This is a genomic window from Pseudoalteromonas sp. BZK2 (genome assembly GCF_014349195.1).
Classification (GTDB): Bacteria; Pseudomonadota; Gammaproteobacteria; order Enterobacterales; family Alteromonadaceae; genus Pseudoalteromonas; species Pseudoalteromonas simplex.
Map to the genome: position 1 here is coordinate 25859 of NZ_JACSOG010000027.1, position 19596 is coordinate 45454.

Annotated in this window: 20 protein-coding genes, 1 tRNA gene and 1 pseudogene; 15 read left to right on the forward strand and 7 right to left on the reverse strand. The window is 38.2% G+C overall.

Going from position 1 to position 19596, the window contains the following annotated elements; translation table 11 throughout:
• Positions 1 to 36 precede the first annotated feature (36 nt).
• Positions 37 to 624 carry a YceI family protein gene (locus BIZ38_RS15655; RefSeq protein WP_054552858.1) on the forward strand — a complete coding sequence of 196 codons (588 nt, stop codon included), beginning with the start codon at positions 37 to 39 and terminating at the stop codon, positions 622 to 624.
• On the forward strand, positions 624 to 1142 hold the full coding sequence (locus tag BIZ38_RS15660) for a DUF1285 domain-containing protein (RefSeq protein WP_187490704.1): 519 nt from the start codon (positions 624 to 626) through the stop codon (positions 1140 to 1142). The genes BIZ38_RS15655 and BIZ38_RS15660 overlap by 1 nt, the downstream gene beginning before the upstream one ends.
• A gap of 4 nt (positions 1143 to 1146) precedes the next feature.
• Here the strand turns inward: BIZ38_RS15660 and yihA are convergent, their stop codons facing one another.
• Positions 1147 to 1794, reverse strand: coding sequence for a ribosome biogenesis GTP-binding protein YihA/YsxC (yihA, locus tag BIZ38_RS15665; protein WP_187490705.1), 648 nt, complete (start codon positions 1792 to 1794; stop codon positions 1147 to 1149).
• A gap of 283 nt (positions 1795 to 2077) precedes the next feature.
• Between yihA and BIZ38_RS15670 the strand changes: the two genes are divergently transcribed.
• The 3 genes from BIZ38_RS15670 to BIZ38_RS15680 all read left to right on the forward strand — a co-directional run bounded on the left by BIZ38_RS15670 (position 2078) and on the right by BIZ38_RS15680 (position 4572).
• Positions 2078 to 2710 (forward strand): c-type cytochrome, encoded by a 633-nt coding sequence (locus BIZ38_RS15670; protein ID WP_054552855.1) that lies wholly within the window; start codon positions 2078 to 2080, stop codon positions 2708 to 2710.
• 750 nt (positions 2711 to 3460) lie between these two features.
• Positions 3461 to 4060 carry a Der GTPase-activating protein YihI gene (yihI, locus tag BIZ38_RS15675; RefSeq protein ID WP_166341076.1) on the forward strand — a complete coding sequence of 200 codons (600 nt, stop codon included), beginning with the start codon at positions 3461 to 3463 and terminating at the stop codon, positions 4058 to 4060.
• Complete coding sequence (locus BIZ38_RS15680) at positions 4057 to 4572, forward strand: DUF2489 domain-containing protein (protein ID WP_054561152.1); 516 nt, start codon at positions 4057 to 4059, stop codon at positions 4570 to 4572. Before yihI ends, BIZ38_RS15680 begins: the two co-directional genes overlap by 4 nt.
• Positions 4573 to 4634: 62 nt before the next feature.
• On the opposite strand, the gene hemN is transcribed toward BIZ38_RS15680, so the two are convergent.
• Entirely contained in the window at positions 4635 to 6008 is a 1374-nt protein-coding gene (gene hemN / locus BIZ38_RS15685) for an oxygen-independent coproporphyrinogen III oxidase (RefSeq protein WP_187490706.1), read from the reverse strand.
• A gap of 274 nt (positions 6009 to 6282) precedes the next feature.
• On the opposite strand from hemN, the gene BIZ38_RS15690 reads away from it, so the two are divergent.
• Positions 6283 to 6359 (forward strand) — tRNA-Ile (locus tag BIZ38_RS15690).
• Between the two features lie 75 nt (positions 6360 to 6434).
• On the opposite strand, the gene BIZ38_RS15695 is transcribed toward BIZ38_RS15690, so the two are convergent.
• Entirely contained in the window at positions 6435 to 7124 is a 690-nt protein-coding gene (locus BIZ38_RS15695; RefSeq protein ID WP_187490707.1) for a hypothetical protein, read from the reverse strand.
• A 567-nt stretch (positions 7125 to 7691) separates the two neighbouring features.
• Between BIZ38_RS15695 and BIZ38_RS15700 the strand changes: the two genes are divergently transcribed.
• A complete protein-coding gene (locus tag BIZ38_RS15700) occupies positions 7692 to 8552 on the forward strand; it encodes a phage integrase N-terminal domain-containing protein (RefSeq protein WP_187490708.1) in 861 nt (286 codons plus the stop codon).
• 134 nt (positions 8553 to 8686) lie between these two features.
• Here BIZ38_RS15700 and drt3b read toward each other — a convergent pair whose 3' ends face one another.
• Positions 8687 to 10753 (reverse strand): antiviral reverse transcriptase Drt3b, encoded by a 2067-nt coding sequence (gene drt3b / locus BIZ38_RS15705; RefSeq protein ID WP_187490709.1) that lies wholly within the window; start codon positions 10751 to 10753, stop codon positions 8687 to 8689.
• Positions 10753 to 12102: an antiviral reverse transcriptase Drt3a gene (gene drt3a / locus BIZ38_RS15710; protein ID WP_187490710.1), complete on the reverse strand. Its 1350-nt coding sequence runs from the start codon at positions 12100 to 12102 to the stop codon at positions 10753 to 10755. The genes drt3b and drt3a overlap by 1 nt, the downstream gene beginning before the upstream one ends.
• Positions 12103 to 12790: 688 nt before the next feature.
• Here drt3a and BIZ38_RS15715 point away from each other — a divergent pair.
• The 4 genes from BIZ38_RS15715 to BIZ38_RS15730 all read left to right on the forward strand — a co-directional run bounded on the left by BIZ38_RS15715 (position 12791) and on the right by BIZ38_RS15730 (position 15621).
• The gene (locus BIZ38_RS15715; RefSeq protein ID WP_187490711.1) at positions 12791 to 13018 is read left to right on the forward strand and encodes a helix-turn-helix transcriptional regulator; all 228 of its coding nucleotides are present in this window, start codon (positions 12791 to 12793) and stop codon (positions 13016 to 13018) included.
• Positions 13018 to 13884, forward strand: a complete 867-nt coding sequence (locus BIZ38_RS15720) for a replication protein RepA (protein WP_187490712.1) — start codon at positions 13018 to 13020, stop codon at positions 13882 to 13884. Before BIZ38_RS15715 ends, BIZ38_RS15720 begins: the two co-directional genes overlap by 1 nt.
• Before the next feature lie 241 nt (positions 13885 to 14125).
• A complete protein-coding gene (locus tag BIZ38_RS15725) occupies positions 14126 to 14458 on the forward strand; it encodes a hypothetical protein (RefSeq protein ID WP_187490713.1) in 333 nt (110 codons plus the stop codon).
• 167 nt (positions 14459 to 14625) lie between these two features.
• Positions 14626 to 15621, forward strand: coding sequence for an Abi family protein (locus BIZ38_RS15730; protein ID WP_222938058.1), 996 nt, complete (start codon positions 14626 to 14628; stop codon positions 15619 to 15621).
• 13 nt (positions 15622 to 15634) lie between these two features.
• Here BIZ38_RS15730 and BIZ38_RS15735 read toward each other — a convergent pair whose 3' ends face one another.
• Positions 15635 to 16945, reverse strand: a complete 1311-nt coding sequence (locus tag BIZ38_RS15735; RefSeq protein WP_187490714.1) for a tyrosine-type recombinase/integrase — start codon at positions 16943 to 16945, stop codon at positions 15635 to 15637.
• 424 nt (positions 16946 to 17369) lie between these two features.
• Here BIZ38_RS15735 and BIZ38_RS15740 point away from each other — a divergent pair, with 424 nt between their 5' ends.
• Together BIZ38_RS15740 and BIZ38_RS15745 are read left to right on the forward strand one after the other, a co-directional pair.
• Positions 17370 to 17558: a hypothetical protein gene (locus BIZ38_RS15740; protein WP_187490715.1), complete on the forward strand. Its 189-nt coding sequence runs from the start codon at positions 17370 to 17372 to the stop codon at positions 17556 to 17558.
• Between the two features lie 93 nt (positions 17559 to 17651).
• Positions 17652 to 18119, forward strand: coding sequence for a hypothetical protein (locus tag BIZ38_RS15745; RefSeq protein ID WP_187490716.1), 468 nt, complete (start codon positions 17652 to 17654; stop codon positions 18117 to 18119).
• Between the two features lie 43 nt (positions 18120 to 18162).
• Here BIZ38_RS15745 and BIZ38_RS21865 read toward each other — a convergent pair.
• A pseudogene (locus BIZ38_RS21865) lies at positions 18163 to 18432 on the reverse strand (site-specific integrase); the annotation flags it as partial.
• Positions 18433 to 18553: 121 nt separating this feature from the next.
• Here BIZ38_RS21865 and BIZ38_RS15750 point away from each other — a divergent pair.
• Both BIZ38_RS15750 and BIZ38_RS15755 read left to right on the forward strand, forming a co-directional pair.
• Positions 18554 to 19279: a zeta toxin family protein gene (locus tag BIZ38_RS15750; protein WP_187490717.1), complete on the forward strand. Its 726-nt coding sequence runs from the start codon at positions 18554 to 18556 to the stop codon at positions 19277 to 19279.
• An 8-nt stretch (positions 19280 to 19287) separates the two neighbouring features.
• Positions 19288 to 19455 carry a hypothetical protein gene (locus tag BIZ38_RS15755; RefSeq protein ID WP_166338703.1) on the forward strand — a complete coding sequence of 56 codons (168 nt, stop codon included), beginning with the start codon at positions 19288 to 19290 and terminating at the stop codon, positions 19453 to 19455.
• Positions 19456 to 19596 lie beyond the last annotated feature (141 nt).

Below are 19596 nucleotides of genomic sequence, written 5' to 3' on the forward strand. Positions count from 1 at the left end.
CAAAGTGATTCTTATTTACTTTCGAAGGAATGCGTTATGTTTAAATCTTTGGCAATAGCTGCCTTTTCATTATCGAGTATTTTAGTTGCCCCTTTAGCCAGCGCAAATTGGCAAGTTAATAATGAGCAAAGTAACGTAAGCTTTGTATCTATTAAAAAGAACTCTATTGCAGAAGCACATCATTTCAAAAACGTGTCGGGTACACTCAACGAACAAGGTCAATTTAAGTTGATGATCGACCTAACATCGGTTGAAACTCTGATCCCTATACGCAATGAGCGCATGACTAAGTTGTTATTTGAAACAGCTAAATTCCCTAATGCAGTGTTAACTGCTGACTTAAGCAAAGCGCTGTTAACGCTAAAACCAGGTCAACATGTGCTGAAAGGGTTAAAAGCTGAATTAGACTTTCATGGTAACAAGAAAGAGCTAACGATTGATGTTCTAGCTAATATGTCAGCAAAGGGCGATATTAGCGTGTCATCTTTTACGCCAGTTATTATTAATGCGAGTGATTTCAAAGTAACAGAAGGCATTAGTGAACTACAAAAGCTTGCGGGCTTACCATCAATTGCAACGGCGGTTCCTGTAACATTTTCTTTGACGCTAGATAAAGAAAAATAATGCAATCACTTGCTGACTTAGAAGCCGCTCTTCAGACGCCCGATAAACCTTTTGATCAATGGCAGCCACAAAACTGTGGGCAAGTGCCAATAACGATTGATGCGCAAGGGCGGTGGTTTTATGGCGGCAGTGAAATAAAACGCGAGGCAATGGTTAAACTCTTTGCCTCTGTGCTTTGCAAAGAGGCAGATAGTTATTTTTTAAAAACACCCGTCGAGAAAATGGCCATCACTGTCATTGATGTGCCTTTTATTATTGTTGATTGGCGTTTTGAAGAGACAGAGCAAGGCCTTGCGCTTTGTTGTGTCGATAATTTACAGCGCGCTTGGTTGGTATCAGCAAAGCAACCACTATTACTGAGAGAGTTTGAAGGTGTCAGTGTGCCTTATCTTCAATTAGAACATGGCTTGGCTGCGAGGGTATCGAGAAATGTTTATTATCAGTGGGCTGAAATAGCCTGCTCAGATGAGCAGGGCTATTATATAGAATCATTAGCCAAGCGTTATTACTTGGCCTAAGCACTTAGTCTTCTGGTTGTTCGTCAGACTCAGGTGCTTGCGCTTCAATAGGGCCTAAAAACCACTCATCGAGCTTTTTGGCAACTTCAGGTAAGCCGGTGCCTTTTAGTGAAGAGAAGGCATGTACTGTAACATCACCATCTAAACTACTTAACTCACGACGAACTTGTAAAACTTGAGCTTTACGCGCGCCTTGTTTTAGCTTGTCAGCTTTAGTTAATAGTGCCAGCACTGGAATTTCGCTGCCCACCGCCCAGTCGATTAAGTCACGGTCTAAAGCTTTTAACGGGTGGCGAATATCCATCAAAACAACGATACCTTTTAAGCTTTGACGTTTTTGTAAATATTCACCTAGCGACTTTTGCCATTTCTTTTTCATTTCGATAGGCACTTTCGCAAAACCATAGCCCGGTAAGTCGATAAGGCGCTTATCGGCATCAAGTTCAAAGGTATTGATCAGCTGAGTACGACCAGGTGTTTTAGAAGTACGCGCTAACTTTTGATCAGTTAACGTGTTTAAAGCACTTGATTTACCCGCATTAGAGCGACCAGCAAACGCGACTTCAATTCCCGTATCAGCAGGTAAGCGTGAGATATCAGGTGCGCTGGTAACAAAGGACGCAGTATTGTATTTGATACGAGATTTGAGCACAGGCTCTCCTAGTCTTTTATAAAAAATAACAAACAGTGGCTAATTTCCACTTAAGGCACGTATTTTATACTATTAAAGCAGCATTCAAAAGCGTATTTAAGCGTGCTAAATTGGCTTTAAATTAGGAAAATTACTAGGTGTAAACTTAATCTAAGTCAAATCCCTATAAATTATGAGCTTAATGTGGGCAGAAAACGTGCCAGAGAATTTATTATCGTGTAGAATATAGAAATCACAACATCCATATTGTAGATGATACAGGGTCGGAAACAGAGAATTCACCATGAAAAAAATAGCACTATCTTTAACTATATTGCTTGGTACGTTGTCAGCAAGCAACGCAACAGCATTTGATGGCGATGTAAACGCAGGTAAAGAGAAATCGGCAACGTGTGCGGCTTGTCACGGCCCAGACGGTAATGCACCGGTTAATATCTACCCTAAAATTGCAGGCCAACACGCAGATTATATCTATAAACAATTACAAGAGTTTAAATTAGGTATGACATCTGGCGGCAAAGAAGGTCGTATGGATCCAGTAATGAGTGGTATGGCTATGCCGCTTAGCGATCAAGACATGAAAGACCTAGCAGCTTATTTCTCTTCTTTAAATATGTCTGAAGGTGCAACACCTAAAGATGTAGTAGAAGTAGGTCAGCAGCTTTATAAAGCCGGTGATGCAGAGCGTGGTATTCCAGCATGTGCTGCGTGTCACGGTCCTCGTGGTAACGGTACATCACTAGCTAAATTCCCGAAAATTTCGTTCCAACATCCAGAATACATCAAGTCACAACTTGAAAAATTCCGTGATGGTACGCGTAATAACGACTTAAACGGTATGATGCAAGACATCGCTAAAAAGTTAACAGACAAAGACATCGAAGTACTTTCAAAATACTTAGGTGGCTTACACTAAAGTCTGATTGCGGAAAGAAATGCTCCGCAGTAGTATGTAAAGAGTTTGAAAAAGCAGCGCAAGCTGCTTTTTTTGTACCTAACGTATGTCGAAATTTCCCACTCCCTTGTGAGACATTGACCATATCTAGATGTAAGCCAAGTCTTATTTTTATTTCACTATTTTTGCTAAGTCTTTGTTATTAATTAAAATGACAATGTTGCAATAAGTCATCTGTAAGAAAAATTATATAAATTAGTTGTAACAATTTTATTAATAAGTAAATTAACCACTGTCGCTGAGACAGCAAAAACAACATGGACAATGTAATAAGGAAAGTAACTGCGGCAAATCTTTAGGGGTTGACACTAGTTAGGTGTCCTAAAGGAAATAACAAAAAAGTGTCAGGATTGACCGAGAATAATAAAAGCTCATGGAAGTTTAATAATAAAAACAAAATGGAATGCTACACGGAAGGTTAAAACAATAACAAAATGGATGAACAATAATAATAAAAATAATAAAGACTAAAAAGTCGAAGGGAGAAGTGTCCAGATAATTGGCGCTCAGATTAGTAGGCGGTAGAGATGTTTTCTCTACCGCCTTTTTATTTGTCCTGTTACAATAGCCACCGTTTGTACTAAAAGTATGAAAAGTGCGCAGTTCGTCAAGTTGACCAACCACATCCGCACATCGAATTCTTCTGGTTATGCCAGCATTACAATGCCACAAAGGCGTTGTGCACAACCTCTTAAGTGAGATGATCAAGATATGAGTAGAAAGAAAAAGTCGCGTAAAATTCCATCGAATGGTCCTGTACGTCTGAGCAAAGAAAAGCTTAGAGAGATGCGCGCGTTAAAAGAGCAGCGAGTTAAAAAGACCAAAGGTGCTAAACCTGGGTCTCGAAATGCACCTGATGCACAAAATGCAGAAAACACTGCTGCAAACAATCAACCGAAAGATAAGCGTGTTGGTAGTAAAAAGCCGATTTCTTTAGTTGCGCCTAAGGCTGAGCCGAAAGTTGAAATGAAACGCAACTTAAAACCTATGGTTGAGCTTAAGAAAGTGACTGAGCCTGAACTAACACCAGAGCAAGAGTTAGAAGCGCTAGAGAATGACGAGCGTCTACTTAAGCTGGTTGAGCGTCATGAGCGCGGTGAGTTATTAACAGGTAAAGACGCTAAGTACTTCAATAGCCGTATTGCTCGCCACCAAGCACTTTGCGAGTTATTAGGGATTGAAGATGAAGACGAGTACGAAGATGACTTTGAAGATGATTCATACGATGAAGGTGAATCTGACTTCGATAAGTACTTATCTGATGATTTAGCCAACGAATGGTTTGATGACGAAGATGAGGATGAGCGATGAGCACAACCTTGATTATTGCCATTGTAATTGGTGCGGCAATTATCGCAGGGCTTGCGTTTTATGCAGGGCAACTTCTGTATAAACTAAAAGAGCAAAATAAGCTTATCGCCAAGAAGCAAGCTGAGCATGAGCAAAAGCTTGCGGCATCAAAAGCAAAGCGTAATGCAAAGCTAGCCGATAGCATTCATTTAATTGCCCGTGCAATGAATGAAGAGCAATGTGAGTTCTCAGAAGGCTGCTTACGTATTTGGGTGCTGATCTCTCAATACAGCTTTGCTGAAGAGTTTGAGCTAAGTGAGCGCTACCCAGGCATATTTAAAATGTACGAAGTCGTAAAAGATATGCCAACGCACGATGCCCGTAAGAAATACTCTAAAAAAGAGATTTTTAAAATGGACACCGCTCGCTGGCGTGCTGAAGAGCAGCATAGCGATGAAATTAAAGCAGATTGCGCACGTATAATTGAAGAGTTTAAAGCCGCTCCAGGCAGCGAAAACGTAGTATTCAATTAAGTTGACGTATCGTTGAATTAAACAAAATAAAAAGCAGAGCCTAGGCTCTGCTTTTTGTTGGGCTAGATAACTCGTGAGAAACGAGTTTGCTTGATTTGTTGTTGTAGGTGCGCATCAAAGCACATACAAATAATACGAATAAATAAATTACCGCGAGCTGTTACTGTAATCTTATCTTGGCTAACAGACACCAAGCCATCAGCTAGTAATGGGTCGAGTGCCTGTAGTGCCTCGCAGAAGTAGCTGGCAAAGTTAATATTAAACTGTTTTTCGATTGCTGGAATATCCAGCTCAAACTGGCAGATCAATTGTTTGATCACTGCGGCACGTAACGTATCGTCATCAGTTAAAGCAACACCTTTACAGATTGCACTGCCATAGCCTTCTTGCACGGCTTTGTAATAGTGCTTTAACTCTTTTTCGTTTTGTAAAATGGCATTGCCTATTTGCGAAATAGATGACACACCCAAACCTAATAAGTCACATTGGCCATGCGTTGTGTAACCTTGGAAATTACGGTGTAATTGACCTGCGTTTTGTGCAATTGCTAGTTCATTGTCTTTACGGGCAAAGTGGTCCATACCAATAAACTGATAACCCGCCGCTAACATCTGCTCAAGGGTATTTTTGAACATAGTGAGCTTGTCGCCAGCAGATGGTAAGTCAGCGTCTTTAATTTTACGCTGAGCAGCGAATCTATCTGGTAAGTGGGCATAGTTAAATACCGACACGCGATCAGGGTTTAACTCTATCAGCTGCGCAATCGTCTCTTTAAAACTCTCTGGTGTTTGCAGTGGCAAACCGTAAATCATATCTGCATTAATAGACTTAAAGCCAAGTTCACGAGCCTCACTTATTAAACCTTTTACAGATTGCACGCTTTGTGGGCGATTAACTGCCAGCTGCACATCATCATTGAAATCCTGAATACCAAACGAGACACGATTGAAGCCAAGCTGACGTAGGTGAACTAGCATGCCATCAGCTAAAGAACGAGGGTCAATCTCAATACCGCGTTCGGCATCATCAGAAAAATTAAAATGCTGCTCAACCAGCGCCATTAAGCGACTCATTTGCTCTGCCGATAAGAACGTTGGTGTACCACCCCCTAAATGCAGTTGCTCAACGTTATAATCGGCAAAAAGTGTTGCTTGCTCAGCAATTTCAAGCGCTAAGTTATCTAGGTATAAATCGGCTTTAGATTGATGACGAGTGATCACCTTATTACAACCACAGTAATAACAAAGCTGACTGCAAAAAGGGATATGGATATACAGCGATAAAGAACGGCTTTTCGACGCCGCAATCGCGTTAATCATATCTTGTTGCTTATAACCATCAGCTAAAGACAATGCCGTTGGGTAAGATGTATATCGAGGCCCAGAAATATTGTACTTATTGATCAGAGATTGATCCCAGCTTGGTAAATTTATCACAGTCAGCACTCCGCAATTGATTGAGCGGCTATTTTAACGAGTTTAGCAAGTTAGCTATTTGATCTAGAACAATGTCGGAGAATAGAAACGAATCGGCAATGCTTTAAGGTCGTTGTAAAAACAAAGAGTTTACTATTTGAGCAGTTGATTTAGTGATTGTTAAAATAAAGGGTTTTGCTAGTGACAAGGTTGCAAAAACTTTTTATACTGCATCCCGCTTTAGTCAGTTAAACCTGTTAAACGCATCAAAAAATTTAGCTTTCGCTAATACAATGGCCCCTTAGCTCAGTTGGTTAGAGCACACGACTCATAATCGTTAGGTCCCCAGTTCAAGTCTGGGAGGGGCCACCATTTTTACAAGTTTCCCAAGTAAACACCTACTAACAGAAATTACCCTGTGCTACCTCTGTGCTACTTTTAGTATAGTTATACTCTAGGCTTGGTTTCAATTTTTAAATTCTGATTGTTTATAAGTACTACCTTTTGACCTGTGTAAAGCGCAATAAATTTATCGCTTGAAGCTATTAAAACTCCTACTGTTTTTATACCATTTGATTCAATTATTGTAGTGCAAACAGCCTTTTGTTTTTCTTTACAATATGCGAAATCCGTAATTTCTTCTTTTGCTAGTCTTTCCCCATATGAGTAACTACTCCAAATAGCCATCAAAATTGCAGCTAAGGCAGTTAGCAATAAGAATGGTCCACCGGCAGAGATTGTTGCTATTGCTGTTGGTACGAATCCATAATTGAATAAATTACTTTTTCTTAGACTTACTTTCTTTTCCTCTATTTTCTTTTTCATTTTCTCTGAGTGAGAGGCAGTAAATATAATGATTACAGAATAAACAAAAATAAAAGCAGCAAAGGAAAGAAAGTAAATGATGTTATCTACAAAAGATATAAAAAGCTGAATAATTGATCCTGATATCACATAAAATGACTTCATCAGAATAGATTCAAATGGTAATGAAAGTGAGTCCACAGATTGATTGTAGACACTTAAATAACCTTGAAGGTAGAGATGGCCGACTATGTAAAATATCGGTACGAATAACGAAATTGATGCCGCTATATTGGTTAACGTAAAAATATTCTGGTGATTTCTTTTAGACATGTAACTTCCCTATTATAAATATTCCTATTTTGCACTGGGGTAACATTAAGCGCAATTCTAAACTTTGAATAAGTCGTACCTACTCGAAGAGGTAGGGACGACTCAAAGAGTCGCCTATCTCAAGGCAACTGCTCATGATGCCTTGAGACCTATTATCCAACCGCAAAATCAGAAGGCCAAAAGAGGGAAGGGCATCCACTAGAAAAAATAGCTGCTTGCAATCTAAGATCAATATGCTAATTTAAATATGAACTAGCTCAATTTGAGCAAACAAGAAAATGGGCGTTTTCCAACTGCCCTCGACACGTCAAGAGGAGCTACAACCGTAGCTGTCTGGCTCAACAGAGCCAGATTAATAATTACCAAAACCACTATAGTCTGCGCCTTGAATCAACAGACTCAGCGCCGCTTTGCTTGTTTGCTTTTGATCAGCCAGCCTATGTGTCTTATGACAACTTTTTTAGTTACGCACTAACTAAGTGGCTTTAAAACTTACCTTTATTGGCTTACGCCCCCTGATCTTCGGTTTTGGTTTTTTATCTTCCACTTAAATTTTGAGGAGTTGATATGAGCCAGTTGGGATATTCACTAAATCAGTTAAACATTAATAACAAAGAGCGTAGCCATGCTACACGTCAAAATAGAAAGAGCATTTTTAACCTTGTTGCCAAACAGCTTCATGGCTTTGGCTTTAAGTTAAAAGATGCAAAAGGGTTAAAACCTAAACACGTAAATGCATTAGTAAAGCATTGGCAAGCTCAAAAGCTTGCAAACAAGACTATCAAAAATCGAATGTCGGCCATTAGATGGTGGGCAGACAAAGTCGGTAAACGCAATGTAGTCGGTCGTACTAACGATGAATATGGTATTGATAAGGTACGCAATAGCCCTCTGGGTAAATCCAAGGAGCTAGATATGCAGAAGCATGCCCAGATTAATTGCCCTTATGTAAGGTTTTCACTGCGCTTACAACAAGAGTTCGGGCTACGCCGAGAAGAGGCAATAAAGTTCAATGTCAGCTATGCCGATCAAGGTAATTATATCCGCTTAAAAGGCTCATGGACTAAAGGTGGTAAACCCCGCACCTTACCTATTCTAAAAGAGTCACAGCGCTCTCTGCTTGATGAAGTTCGCTCTTTTACACGCTCATCATTAATTCGCGCGACAGACCGCTACGTAGATCAAATGCGCCGCTATGAGCGCGAAACAAATAAGGTAGGCCTTAGCAAAAATCATGGCTTACGCCATCACTATGCCCGACAACGTTATCTAGAACTAACTGGTTGGCAGTGCCCCGCTAATGGTGGGCCACGACGTATGCATTTAATAGGCAAAGAGCGAGAGCTAGATTACAAAGCACGAATGATAATTAGCCGAGAGCTTGGGCACGAGAGGTTTAGTATTACTTATACATATTTGGGGAGTTAATACAGTAAAAAAATTAGAAGTGGCTCGATACCAGACCACTTACCCAACACGCACCATGCATAGGAGCAATGTCAGGCTTCGCGAGTGTGTAAAACTGCCTACAGTCATTAACGGTGGTACGATGCGAAGTGTATTTAATATACTTCGTCGCTTTGTTTTGAGTCAAGCTCTTCAGCAAAGCTAAAGTCTTTCCACTTCGTAAACCAATTATCCCTGAGCGCAATTATCTCTCCTTGCAGCTTTTTGCGACTGATTCCGAAGTGCTTCAAAAGAGTCCGTTTAAAGTTATCTTCTAAGTACGGACAGCTGATACAGTCCATGAACAACAAAAAAGCTTCTGTGTCTTTTTGAATTGAAGTACTTGGCGAAGTGAGTTTGGATTTGATTACTTTCTTAATAGCTCTTCTAACTCTTGAGTATCTTTTCTTATTCTTCATATAGAAAAGAATGACCGTGATAGAGAAGAAGTTTAAGCTATCATTAAACGCGATCGTTCTTTCACTTTTATACTCCCCACCAAAGTACTTCACTAAGCTATCTTCAGATAGCCAATAGTCTTTCCCTAGCTCAGACAAAACAGTAAGTAGGTAAAGCGTCTCAACTTGCGTGTAATTCTGCGTTTCATACTTACTGATTACAAATGATATGTTATCGGAAATACTTTTAAAGACTTGGTGCATTTCATCAGTATCTACCAACGGTGTTTTACAAAACTCAATTATTTGCTTTAAAACTCTACTCAGTTTAATAGTAGTATTCGCACGGGGTGAAACATTGTAAATAAAAAAGCAAAACTCGATACAAGAGTTTATTGATAGAAGTAAGTCCTGGTGAGCTTTATAATCAAAAGAAGCTTCCTTATAATTCTTGAATACACCTTTTAACTTTGACTCTAATATCGTTAATGAGTAATTTGTCACACTCTTATATTCGGCGCCACTATCAGATAATATTGCCTTGAAAGAAGTAATTAAGCTTTTTCCATAAATGTAGACCCTTGCTTTTTTTAAAGGCTCTCCATTATCATCTACATGTTCTTCAGACACCTCAAGTTCAATACTAATCTTATCGTTCAGCAATTCAGATATTTTTCTCTTTGCGATAGTTATTTCTGTAATAATAGGTTTTGAATAAATAAGCTCTTTCTCAGTATTTAACCCTAGCTTATATTCTGACAGGCAATCAATTAAGGTATCAACGATAACCTTGTACTCTTTCTTACTATTAAAAAAAACAAAATAATCGTCTACATACCTAAATATTGAGTAATTGACATCATGAACTAGATTCGATGCCAGTAACAGAGTTTCCAAGTTAAAATCAACTTTCTGAAGTATCATTTCAGCAAAAACTCTTGATACTTCGGGACCGATCAAAATACCGTTAGTCTCATTGTAGTTTTGCTTTTGCATCAATGAATCAAAATCATTTGCAAAATTATTTTTTAGAACACTGTTACCTAATAAAGCCATCTGATCTTTGACAACTTTTTTACCCAAAGTAGCCCAGGCAATTGAATGTGTATAGATTGAATCAAAGCACTTTGATATGTCTAGCTGCGCCATAAAATCGTACTTTTTTTCACATTGGTGATATGCCTTAGATTCAAAAAATTCGTGAATGTTACGTATTTTTTGATAACCAAAAAAAGATTTTAAGTGTTTGTTTTTATATATTATCCCCTTGTCGAAGTGGTTAGAAAGTATTACTGATGCGCTTTTTCTCTCATCGTCAAAAAGCCTCGTATTAGCAATACGAGATGGGTATCGCAAACTAAATTTAGACCTTTCAGAGTGATATAAAATAATCTCTTTATACTTTTCATAGAAAAATATCGTTTGAATCTGATTTCTTGGATGAATGACCGAAAGTTTTCTGTAACTATCCTCTTTGTGGCTAACCCCATACTGAAATGGGACTGTAATGAACATGCCATTATTAATGTCGATTTCTCTTTGAAGCCCATCTTCTTTTATTTTTGCTTTATCTTTATCATCAATACCTAAAAGAAGCTGAATTACAGCCTCATCCGCATCAGTTCTTTTAATCCATTGTACTTTCTTATCTTTACATTCAATATTGTTCTTCACGAGGAAATCGTAGAAGAAACGATTTGAGAATGTGATCGGAGTTTCATAAGGAAGGGTATCTGAAAGTATAACTCTCTCTTTTTTTAGCTTGATCCTCATTAACTTTTTCATTATGACCAAACCTTTGTTATTGTGAAAAAATCAGAAGGACTGAAACCTGAGAAAGTCCTGTCTTCAAAGCCTTTCTGAAATGAAAATTTAGATATTTTTTTTCTAACATTAGGGTTTTTTATTTTTCTCGATATTCCCATCAACTTCCTATCTAAGGCGCTTAAATATGTTGGGTCCGAGATCCACTTATTTGAATTATAAATTCCAACAACAGCATTACCTTTGTTATTCGATAGCTTTGTATTGGAAGTAAGGAACTTCAATCTAAGAAACAGCTCCTTTTTCGATTTATTAGGCTGCTTTATGCAATGCTTGTTGTAAGTATCGATCACAGCTTTGATTCGACTTTCATACTTCAATATCTTTTTTTGTGCGAGTTCAAGTGTAATTCGGCCAGATGCATATTTAAATTTGTACCCGAGATAATCAAATGAAAATGGCGTAGAGGCTCCTTCTACAACTGTAACTTTTGTTTTTCCACCAACAGTATTAATCTTCAGCTTTTCTTTATGAAGTTGATCTTCAACCAACTTCAAGTAATGTTCTGCCTTATGTCCAGGCTCCTTCGTCAGTACTATAACTATGTCATCAACGTAGCGAGAGTAATAAATTAAATTCGGAAGACTCTCGATGACCGTATCGAAGCGTTTCATATAAAGCTCAGATAGATATGCACTAACACCAACGCCTCTCGGTATACCGCTTTTAGATCCGGAAGCCTTTTCATATGACTTGAGTAATCGAGCGATCAGTTTTCTAGTAGTTAAGCTAAGTAATGGGCTTTCATTCAACTTCTTTAAGAGCATCTCTCGATCAATGCTTTCATAAAAAGATTTGATGTCTGTTTTAATAATTATTTTGGGGAATTGATCGTCTAAAACAGACTTCAACTGTGGGATAATCAAATCTCGATCTGCTTGTTTAACTCCATATATATACTTTATATTTCTTTGAATTTGTTTTTCAGAAAAAAATGAGGAAGAGGAACCATTACTTATGTATACATCTTTCCCATTGACTTTATTCGCTCCTTTTTTAATTACGAAGTGAAAGTCTTTCTTGGAGACATTTTTAGAAATTCGTTTTAAATGTTCTCTAACAAGGTCATTTTTCCTGCTTTTTAAACCATGAAGTATTCTGTACAGGAGCAAAATACGCGTTTCAAAAACTTCCTTTGAATAGTTTCTTCTACGTGAGTATGCTCGACGTATTAGGGTTCTAACTCTATTTATTTTGGTGTACTCAAAATCAACATCGCCGAAGTACTTTTCAGCAAGGTTGTTCCCTTTCTTATTTTCAGAAACGTATATTTTGAATAAGTTTTGATGGGAAAAAGATTGGTCAAACACGAATCTTCCTTAATTCTTCTAAATATTAATTTGCTCCACTACCTCCTCACAATGTACTAAAACTTTTTTTTTTTCAAGCTCCTCACATCGAGCCCCTTCGAACAAATAAAAACAAATCTATGGATGTCAGCCCCCCTACACCTTTATCATGAGAAATCAATTTTTAATAACTTTTCTCAATACTAAGCATAGTCTACGCTAAGCTGGAGCTATCAAAATAATAGCCTAGAGCTATAAGACTTTGAGCTAAACGACAAGTCTACAAGACTACAAGCTAAAAAGGTTCAAAGAGGAGTAGAGCTATAAACAAATCACACAATTAGGCATGCCTAATTTTTATGAAACGGCTCGACCAAAGAAAACCACACAGAATTAGGCATGCCTAACTCTACCTGATAACACCACAATCATAGGAGTCTGCAATATGCTACCGCTAATCGTAAGTAATATCATGATCTTATCGCTTGTTTTATTTTTCTGGTTGCTGTTTCGACGAACGAAAGTACGTAATTATTAAAAAAGCGGTCTAAACCATTCCCCGATTTGGCATGCAAAATTGAGCTCTCTCCCAGCACTTAAATTGTTCAAAAAAAAAGCTCCAGAAAAGTCAGGGGGGTTTTTCTGAGACAACGGTAAATTCATTCCCATAATAGTAAGGCATTCCATATATTAGTAAACGGAGTGCTTTATGCCGAAAATCAAACCTCAATTTTATACAGCTGATGAAGTTGCAGAAGCTTTATGCTGCTCTAAGCAAACCCTATACAACAAGCTTAGTGAGAATAGGCAAGCAAAAGCGCATCACTCACTGCCTCCTTATATTAAGCAAGGTGGTAAAACACTCTTTCCTATATCTGAGTTCCACCACTGGATTGAAACGCAGCCTTTAATTCGCAGTGGGGAGGTCCATTACTAATGGCTCTATCCCATAACAACATAGATATAATTAAAAAGTGTCCTATCGAAGAGCGAACCATTGGTTCATACCCAGCCTTTTTGATTGACCCATGTATTTTGCCCCTTAAAAAGCTTGAGCAACCCACTGTCAAAGGCTTTGGCAAATACAAAACTGTAATGTTGAGCAGTCCTAAAATCTTGCCTCATGGTCACTATGCAAGGTTGATCATTGCTCACTTAACAACACAAATTAGTAGAAGACCAGAGCTTCCCTCATACGTGATGGCTAAATCTGTAAGTGAGCTATTTCAGCAAATAACAGGGCAAGACAGTATATCAGGTGGCACGTACGCTAATTTTTTACTCTCTCTCGAAAGAGTATTTGATACGACATTTACAGTTGTCCCGACTAATAAATCAAAAGATACAATGCGAAGAAGGGGCTTTTTCGCTGAAGCAGATAACCTGCTCAACAATGAGTATGACGTTGGTCAATTCAACGCTAAATATAAACAGGTTCTCTATACCCCCTCGAATAGCTTTAAGACGCTGATAGCTGATGATAAAAGCATTATTCCCATTGATTTAAGGTTCCTTCAACTTGCTCGAGCTAAAGACATAGTCCTCGCCCATGATCTCTACTTGTATCTCATACGTCGAGGTTATGGACGTGAAAAAATTGGTTTTATCCCTTGGGGGACCCTCCACAAAGATGTTTTTCCTTATCTAGACAGGCTTGCTCTGAGCAGGTTCAAGCGGCGATTTTTGTTCGCTTTAGACTTCATTCTTGAATGTCATCCTCACTCTGGCATTCGCTTAGATAAAAAGGATAAAGGTATCGTCATTCCGCCTAACAACTACCTACTTCGCGGTGGAGGAGGCTAGCGTATAGTTGCTTAAAAATTATGTATAAGTAGTTACTAGTAATGTCACTGGCGGTTAAAAGTTTGTCACTGGCGAACAGTTTTATGTCACTGAGAACCAAATGTTTGTCACAGGCGTGCAAAAGTTTGTCACTGAAGGACAGTACCACCAATGCAGCCCTTTATTATCAAGGCCTCTAGCTCCCTGCTTAATACCTTAAATTCTCAATATCCAAAAATCTTATTATTAAGGACACTTAACTGTGAATAAAAAAACTTATAAGTACGAAAAGTACATGAAGAACCTGCCTTACATCAAAGACGTTCAGTTATACAAGGCTGTGGGGATGACCCTTTATCTTATCATTGATAAAAATAGAACTTTAAAGTTTGCACTCTCTTCTGCAAGCACAAAGCATAATTTTAAGCCAAAGAAGCGAATTGAAGACCTTGTTCGGATCGCTCTGCCTGATGACTTCTTCGAAAAAAGGCAAAGAGCTAATGCACCAAAAGAAAAACGAGAAGAGGCTGCGGTGAGGCATAAAGCGTTAAGAGAGATGGAAGATTACGCAAAAAAGCACATTGAATCTATTTGAGATCTAACAGTCTAAGTAATTATATAGCCAGTACCAATAGACTATAATCTTATTTGACATAGTTTTTTAAGTCCTTATAATACTCAGCCAATCGCGCCTAGGCCGCTGTTACCCATAGCAATGTGGGTAGTACGTCTAGGCCTTCTTGTTTTCAGGGGATGAAAAACTTGGCATTATCAGCAGTCAAACCATTCATGGATTATGGAGATTTAATTGAGCTTCTTAGTTCTCGTGGCATGACTGTCGAAGATAAAGATCGTGCCATACGAAAAGTATCTCAAGTTGGTTACTACAGATTAAGTGGCTTTTGGTACCCATGTCGAGTTTTAGAGCGCGATGAAAATAATCAAGTGGTCAAAATTCACGGTAAGCCTAAACGAACAAGCCAATTTTTACCCAGCTCTAGCTTCAATGATACGTTCCTCCTCTATAAGTTTGATAAACGACTTCGCCTATTGCTACTAGATGCAATAGAGCGAATTGAAATTCATTTAAGAACGATAATAGCCCACGAACTAGGGCGGCTAGACCCATTAGCATACCAAAAGCAGAAATTTATAAACCCATCTGAATTACAGAGTTACTATAAACATGGAAAGGTAAGAAATTCTTGGATAGAGTGGTACTCTCGCCAGCAGTCAGAACTATCTCGTAGTAAAGAAGATTGCATGATGTGGCATACAAAGAATGAAAAAACCTTGCCTATTTGGGTAGCAGTTGAAGCGTGGTCTTTTGGTACAGTATCTAAATACTTTGAATTATTAAAAGGTACTCATCAAAACAGAGTCGCCGCCAAGTTAGGTGTTAGTAATTCATCTCTATTGGTAAGATGGCTTCAAGATTTGAATACTCTACGAAATAGATGCGCCCATCACACTAGAGTCTGGAATCAATCACAAAATAACCCTATACGAGTTCCAACTGATCAGGGGCACGCAGACACTGAATATTTTGCAAGGTTCAACCTTGGGAACAGGCATAAAAAAAAGATTTATAGCCTCATAACTATAATTTGGTACTTAGTGAGGAATATAGGACCAAACTCAGACTGGATTCAACATGTACTTGAAGAAATAGCGTCCTTGCCTGATCTACCATTTGATACAATGGAAGCGATGGGAGTCCCAGAGAATGGCCTATCGATCGACCTTTTCTTAGAATAAAACTTAAAATCTATCAATTCATCAGACTACTTAGTAGCTCTAACTTCTGCTCTTTGGAAAATGTAGTCAGTAAGAGCTTAATACTTTGAAGCTGATCATCATCGTCTAAAAAACCAGCATACTCCTCCATTTTATCAACCACATGCTGAGCAGGCTCTCTAAGCTCTTCTGCTGTTAATATCGTATATCCAGCCGTTACATCACTTTGATCAGTTAAATGGTTTAGCAGGCGTTTGAGACGATATCCTGACACGCTATTACTCTCGGCAATAGACGTAAAGGTGCGGCGGAGGTCATGAAGCGTAATTTGCACGTCAGCTAGCTCACATATTTTAGCGAGTGTCTTTTTGGGCTCGGTAAGCCAGCCTTTGCCGGTTGCTTTACCAAAGACGTAAGGCGAGACTTTATATTCCTTACGGCGCTCAAAGATTTCAACTAACTTGGTGGTCATCGGAAATTCAACATCTTCACTATTTTTAGTGTCTTTAAGGAAGTATAGTTTATCCTCCATAAACACCTGCGACCAAGGCAGTTGAAGTAGTTCCATCTTCCGTAGACCGGTAAACGTTACAAACTCGATATAATCACAAAACGCGACTCGGTCGTTTTGGCGATACATAATAGCTTCATCTCTAATCTTATTTAGTGCTTCCAAAAATGGCTTGAGTTGAGAGCGGCGTAAACGGGTCGTCTTACGCTTTACCTTGTTCCACACACGCTTTTCAGATAGCACATCAACGGGGTTATCAGGGAATAATGAGCGCCCTTCTGATGACTTGTATTCAGCCTTAGCAAAGTTATATAGAGCTCGCATTACACGCATGGTGAGATCGGCTTGAGCACGGCTTTGCTCGGTGATTTTGCGGTGGCGCTTTAAAATCATGCTCTGGTTAATATCTGCCAAACGCTTTGAGTGCCAATCTGTTAGGTAACAGTTCATCGTCTGCTCGTAACCACGCACCGTAATAGGTTTTAGGCTTCGTGCTTCGAGAAACGCATTAAATGCCTCGATTAGAGTGACTGACGCAGCCCTAAACTGGCGCTTGGTGTCATTGGGGTTAATACCATCGGCAATATCGGCCATCACTTTACGCGCCATACGACGAGCTGCCTCAAGGCTAAGTGAAGGGAAATAGCCTAGTGTTACTGAAACAGGATTTGCCCGTCCTGGTATCTTTTTATAAACACGGAAAGACTTTCGGCCCGCTTTGGTGATATCCAAAATAAGACCAGGTAAGAAGCTATCAAAAAATCGAGTGCGTTTACCGTTTGATTCGATCTTTTCAAGCGACAATTCTGTGAAGCGAAACTTTGTGTCTGACATATGGTGCTACCTCTGTGCTACTTTGAACGTAAAATTTAACGTTCTGAAATACATAATGATTTATGCATCAGAGGTATGGGTTATTCAATAACCCTATGATATAGCTATGAAAATTAGTAAATGGTTATATCAAAAAGTAACTAGTAGTAAGTCCTTGTTTTGCAACTCATAATCGTTAGGTCCCCAGTTCAAGTCTGGGAGGGGCCACCATTTTTACAAGCTTCCCAAGTAACCACCTACTAACAGAAATTACCCTGTGCTACTTTTTACTATAAATCAATTATTAAAAATAGTCCTATCATATTAATTGATATTGCTATTAATATCTTTAAAGTAAGCATTTGGTCTCTTTTTAATAGAGCTAACTAAAAAGGATTCATTGCAGTCATTATTTTATTGGCTGTTAAAGCATATGAGGCAATATATGGATAATAGCTATACCCTACTGATTTCTATACTAAGTGGTTTATTTGGAGCCCTAATATCAGCTTTCTTGAGTTTTAAAGTTAGAGTTATAGCCCAAAATAAAATAAAAAAGGACTTAGAACATCGTATTGCTTATGTCTATGTATACCAGTTAAGTTTTTTGGTTGCTGCAAATGCATGGTTATAATCTTTTTTCGAGAAAATAGAAGCTCAAGTAGACACTCCGATCCCTGAAAATGAGTTTACTTTTTCACACGCGATATCAATTATTTTTGAAGATATGATTAGAGAAAACAATAGTCATTCATACGAAAATATAGTTGGTTTTGAGGGATTAGTAGAGCTTCATATTGACAGCCTAACAAAGACTTATCTGACATTTGAACAACAAGCTGAACTCCCGAAAGATGCTCTTATCTTTTACCAACGTTATGAGAAGAAGCTAAAAAATGTTGTTGTAATTATTAAGCAATTTAGCTCGTACCTTTCAGATAAAGAGCAGTTCTTAAAGCTTGATGCCATTCAAATTTATCAAGCAATCGAAAATATTAAACTATTTCTTGATTCAGCAGGGTTGCTGCGTACAGCAATGATTAAATTTGGGAAAATAAATCAAGCTGAAGCTAACTTAATGCTTGAGCAACAATTACAGGCTATTGAAAAAGATATTTTAGTAGCAGGTAAAAATAAGGAACAACTATCTAAAGCAAGACTATTTTTAGTTAAAGAAGGCGCAATTAAAAAATGAAGTATATCAAGCTTAGTTAATGTGAATTAAGAGTTATCACATATCACCTAAAATAAACTTCAGTTATTTCAGCCCTGAAATGGCCTAGTTCCTGCGATACAGTTTCGAGAGCCGTTGCTCTACTTAAACCAAAGCTTCTTAGCTCTACCATTCTTTCTTGTGCGTAGCTATGCCTGAGGCCATGACCGCCATTTGAAAAGAAGAGTGTGCGACTAGATGCTTTTGAGAATGAGCATGACCATTTATGACCGCCACCAATATCTTAACGTTGCAAATAGTTAACTTCCCTATCACGAACCGTTATAGGCTGTGCTCAGCGCTTATAAACATACAGAAACTCTAAAGAGTCTAATCGCATAGGATTTATTTTGAATTTAAATCACTTGCTAATAGGCACTCTAGGGACATAATAAAAAGATAGGAAAAGGCTTCATATGACACTTGATAAACTAGAACAACATGCCACAGCTTATGCTAAAAAACACAGAACACGTATTGCCCGTGAGTTAACAGACAAAAATCAGTTTCCTCCCGATACAAGACCGGTTTCTGTTTTTATGGCAGGTTCGCCTGGTGCTGGAAAAACGGAAGCTTCAAAAGCTTTTTTAGAAGAAATTGGTGCCGATAATGTACTCAGACTTGATCCCGATGAGTTAAGAGAGCAAATACCTGGCTACACAGGTGATAATTCTTATTTATTTCATCGTGCTGTATCTTTTATTGTAGAGAGGACACTTGACCATGCTTTTAAAAATAAACAGTCATTTTTGTTAGATGGTACCTTGGCAAGTTATGATGTGGCAGAAAAAAATATTGAGCGATCTATTCGTAAAGGTCGAAATGTGCTTATTTTGTTTGTATACCAAAACCCAGAATATGCATGGGAATTTGTTGAAGCTAGAGAGAAGTTAGAAGGGCGTAGAATTTTACCAAATACTTTTATAGATCAATTTTTTGCATCACAAAAAGTTATAAAGGAACTTAAGGCAAAGTTTGGAAGTCAAATTAAAGTAGATTTATTAGTTAAGAATAATAAGGGCCGAACACGCTTTTATCATGATAATGTTCAGGCAATTGAGCATCATTTAGATGAAAAATTCACTAGAGAAGATCTAGAGAGCCTGATAAAATCATCGTCCAGCTCAAAAAACGAGCTTTAGGAGTGCCTATGTTTTCAAATTTAATAAAGCCAAAGCAAGCTCAAAATTCTAAGCTTTCAGACTTTGTACTTGATTCAAGCTCAAGTGAGAAAAAGCGAGTTTATAATCAAGTTATTGAGCGAGCAATTTCCTCTCAAGTACAGGTAGTAAATAAAGCACCTGCTGGCCATAAGTAATTATTAAAAGTCCCTATGCGGGACTTTTTTGCTTAAGAAAGAAACACAACTTCAAATAGATAGTTAAATTAAACACCACTTAGCCCTTAAATTCTATTATTAGCTTTACTAGCTTAATCTAAAAAATTTATACACCTCTTT

What these genes read in the sequence shown, in the direction of transcription:
- BIZ38_RS15655 (WP_054552858.1), top strand. Translation starts at nt 37, where the DNA reads ATGTTTAAATCTTTGGCAATAGCTGCCTTTTCATTATCGAGTATTTTA.
- BIZ38_RS15660 (WP_187490704.1), top strand. Translation starts at nt 624, where the DNA reads ATGCAATCACTTGCTGACTTAGAAGCCGCTCTTCAGACGCCCGATAAA.
- BIZ38_RS15670 (WP_054552855.1), top strand. Translation starts at nt 2,078, where the DNA reads ATGAAAAAAATAGCACTATCTTTAACTATATTGCTTGGTACGTTGTCA.
- yihI (WP_166341076.1), top strand. Translation starts at nt 3,461, where the DNA reads ATGAGTAGAAAGAAAAAGTCGCGTAAAATTCCATCGAATGGTCCTGTA.
- BIZ38_RS15680 (WP_054561152.1), top strand. Translation starts at nt 4,057, where the DNA reads ATGAGCACAACCTTGATTATTGCCATTGTAATTGGTGCGGCAATTATC.
- BIZ38_RS15695 (WP_187490707.1), bottom strand. Translation starts at nt 7,124, where the DNA reads ATGTCTAAAAGAAATCACCAGAATATTTTTACGTTAACCAATATAGCG.
- BIZ38_RS15700 (WP_187490708.1), top strand. Translation starts at nt 7,692, where the DNA reads ATGAGCCAGTTGGGATATTCACTAAATCAGTTAAACATTAATAACAAA.
- drt3b (WP_187490709.1), bottom strand. Translation starts at nt 10,753, where the DNA reads ATGAAAAAGTTAATGAGGATCAAGCTAAAAAAAGAGAGAGTTATACTT.
- BIZ38_RS15715 (WP_187490711.1), top strand. Translation starts at nt 12,791, where the DNA reads ATGCCGAAAATCAAACCTCAATTTTATACAGCTGATGAAGTTGCAGAA.
- BIZ38_RS15720 (WP_187490712.1), top strand. Translation starts at nt 13,018, where the DNA reads ATGGCTCTATCCCATAACAACATAGATATAATTAAAAAGTGTCCTATC.
- BIZ38_RS15735 (WP_187490714.1), bottom strand. Translation starts at nt 16,945, where the DNA reads ATGTCAGACACAAAGTTTCGCTTCACAGAATTGTCGCTTGAAAAGATC.
- BIZ38_RS15740 (WP_187490715.1), top strand. Translation starts at nt 17,370, where the DNA reads ATGGATAATAGCTATACCCTACTGATTTCTATACTAAGTGGTTTATTT.
- BIZ38_RS15745 (WP_187490716.1), top strand. Translation starts at nt 17,652, where the DNA reads ATGATTAGAGAAAACAATAGTCATTCATACGAAAATATAGTTGGTTTT.
- BIZ38_RS15750 (WP_187490717.1), top strand. Translation starts at nt 18,554, where the DNA reads ATGACACTTGATAAACTAGAACAACATGCCACAGCTTATGCTAAAAAA.
- BIZ38_RS15755 (WP_166338703.1), top strand. Translation starts at nt 19,288, where the DNA reads ATGTTTTCAAATTTAATAAAGCCAAAGCAAGCTCAAAATTCTAAGCTT.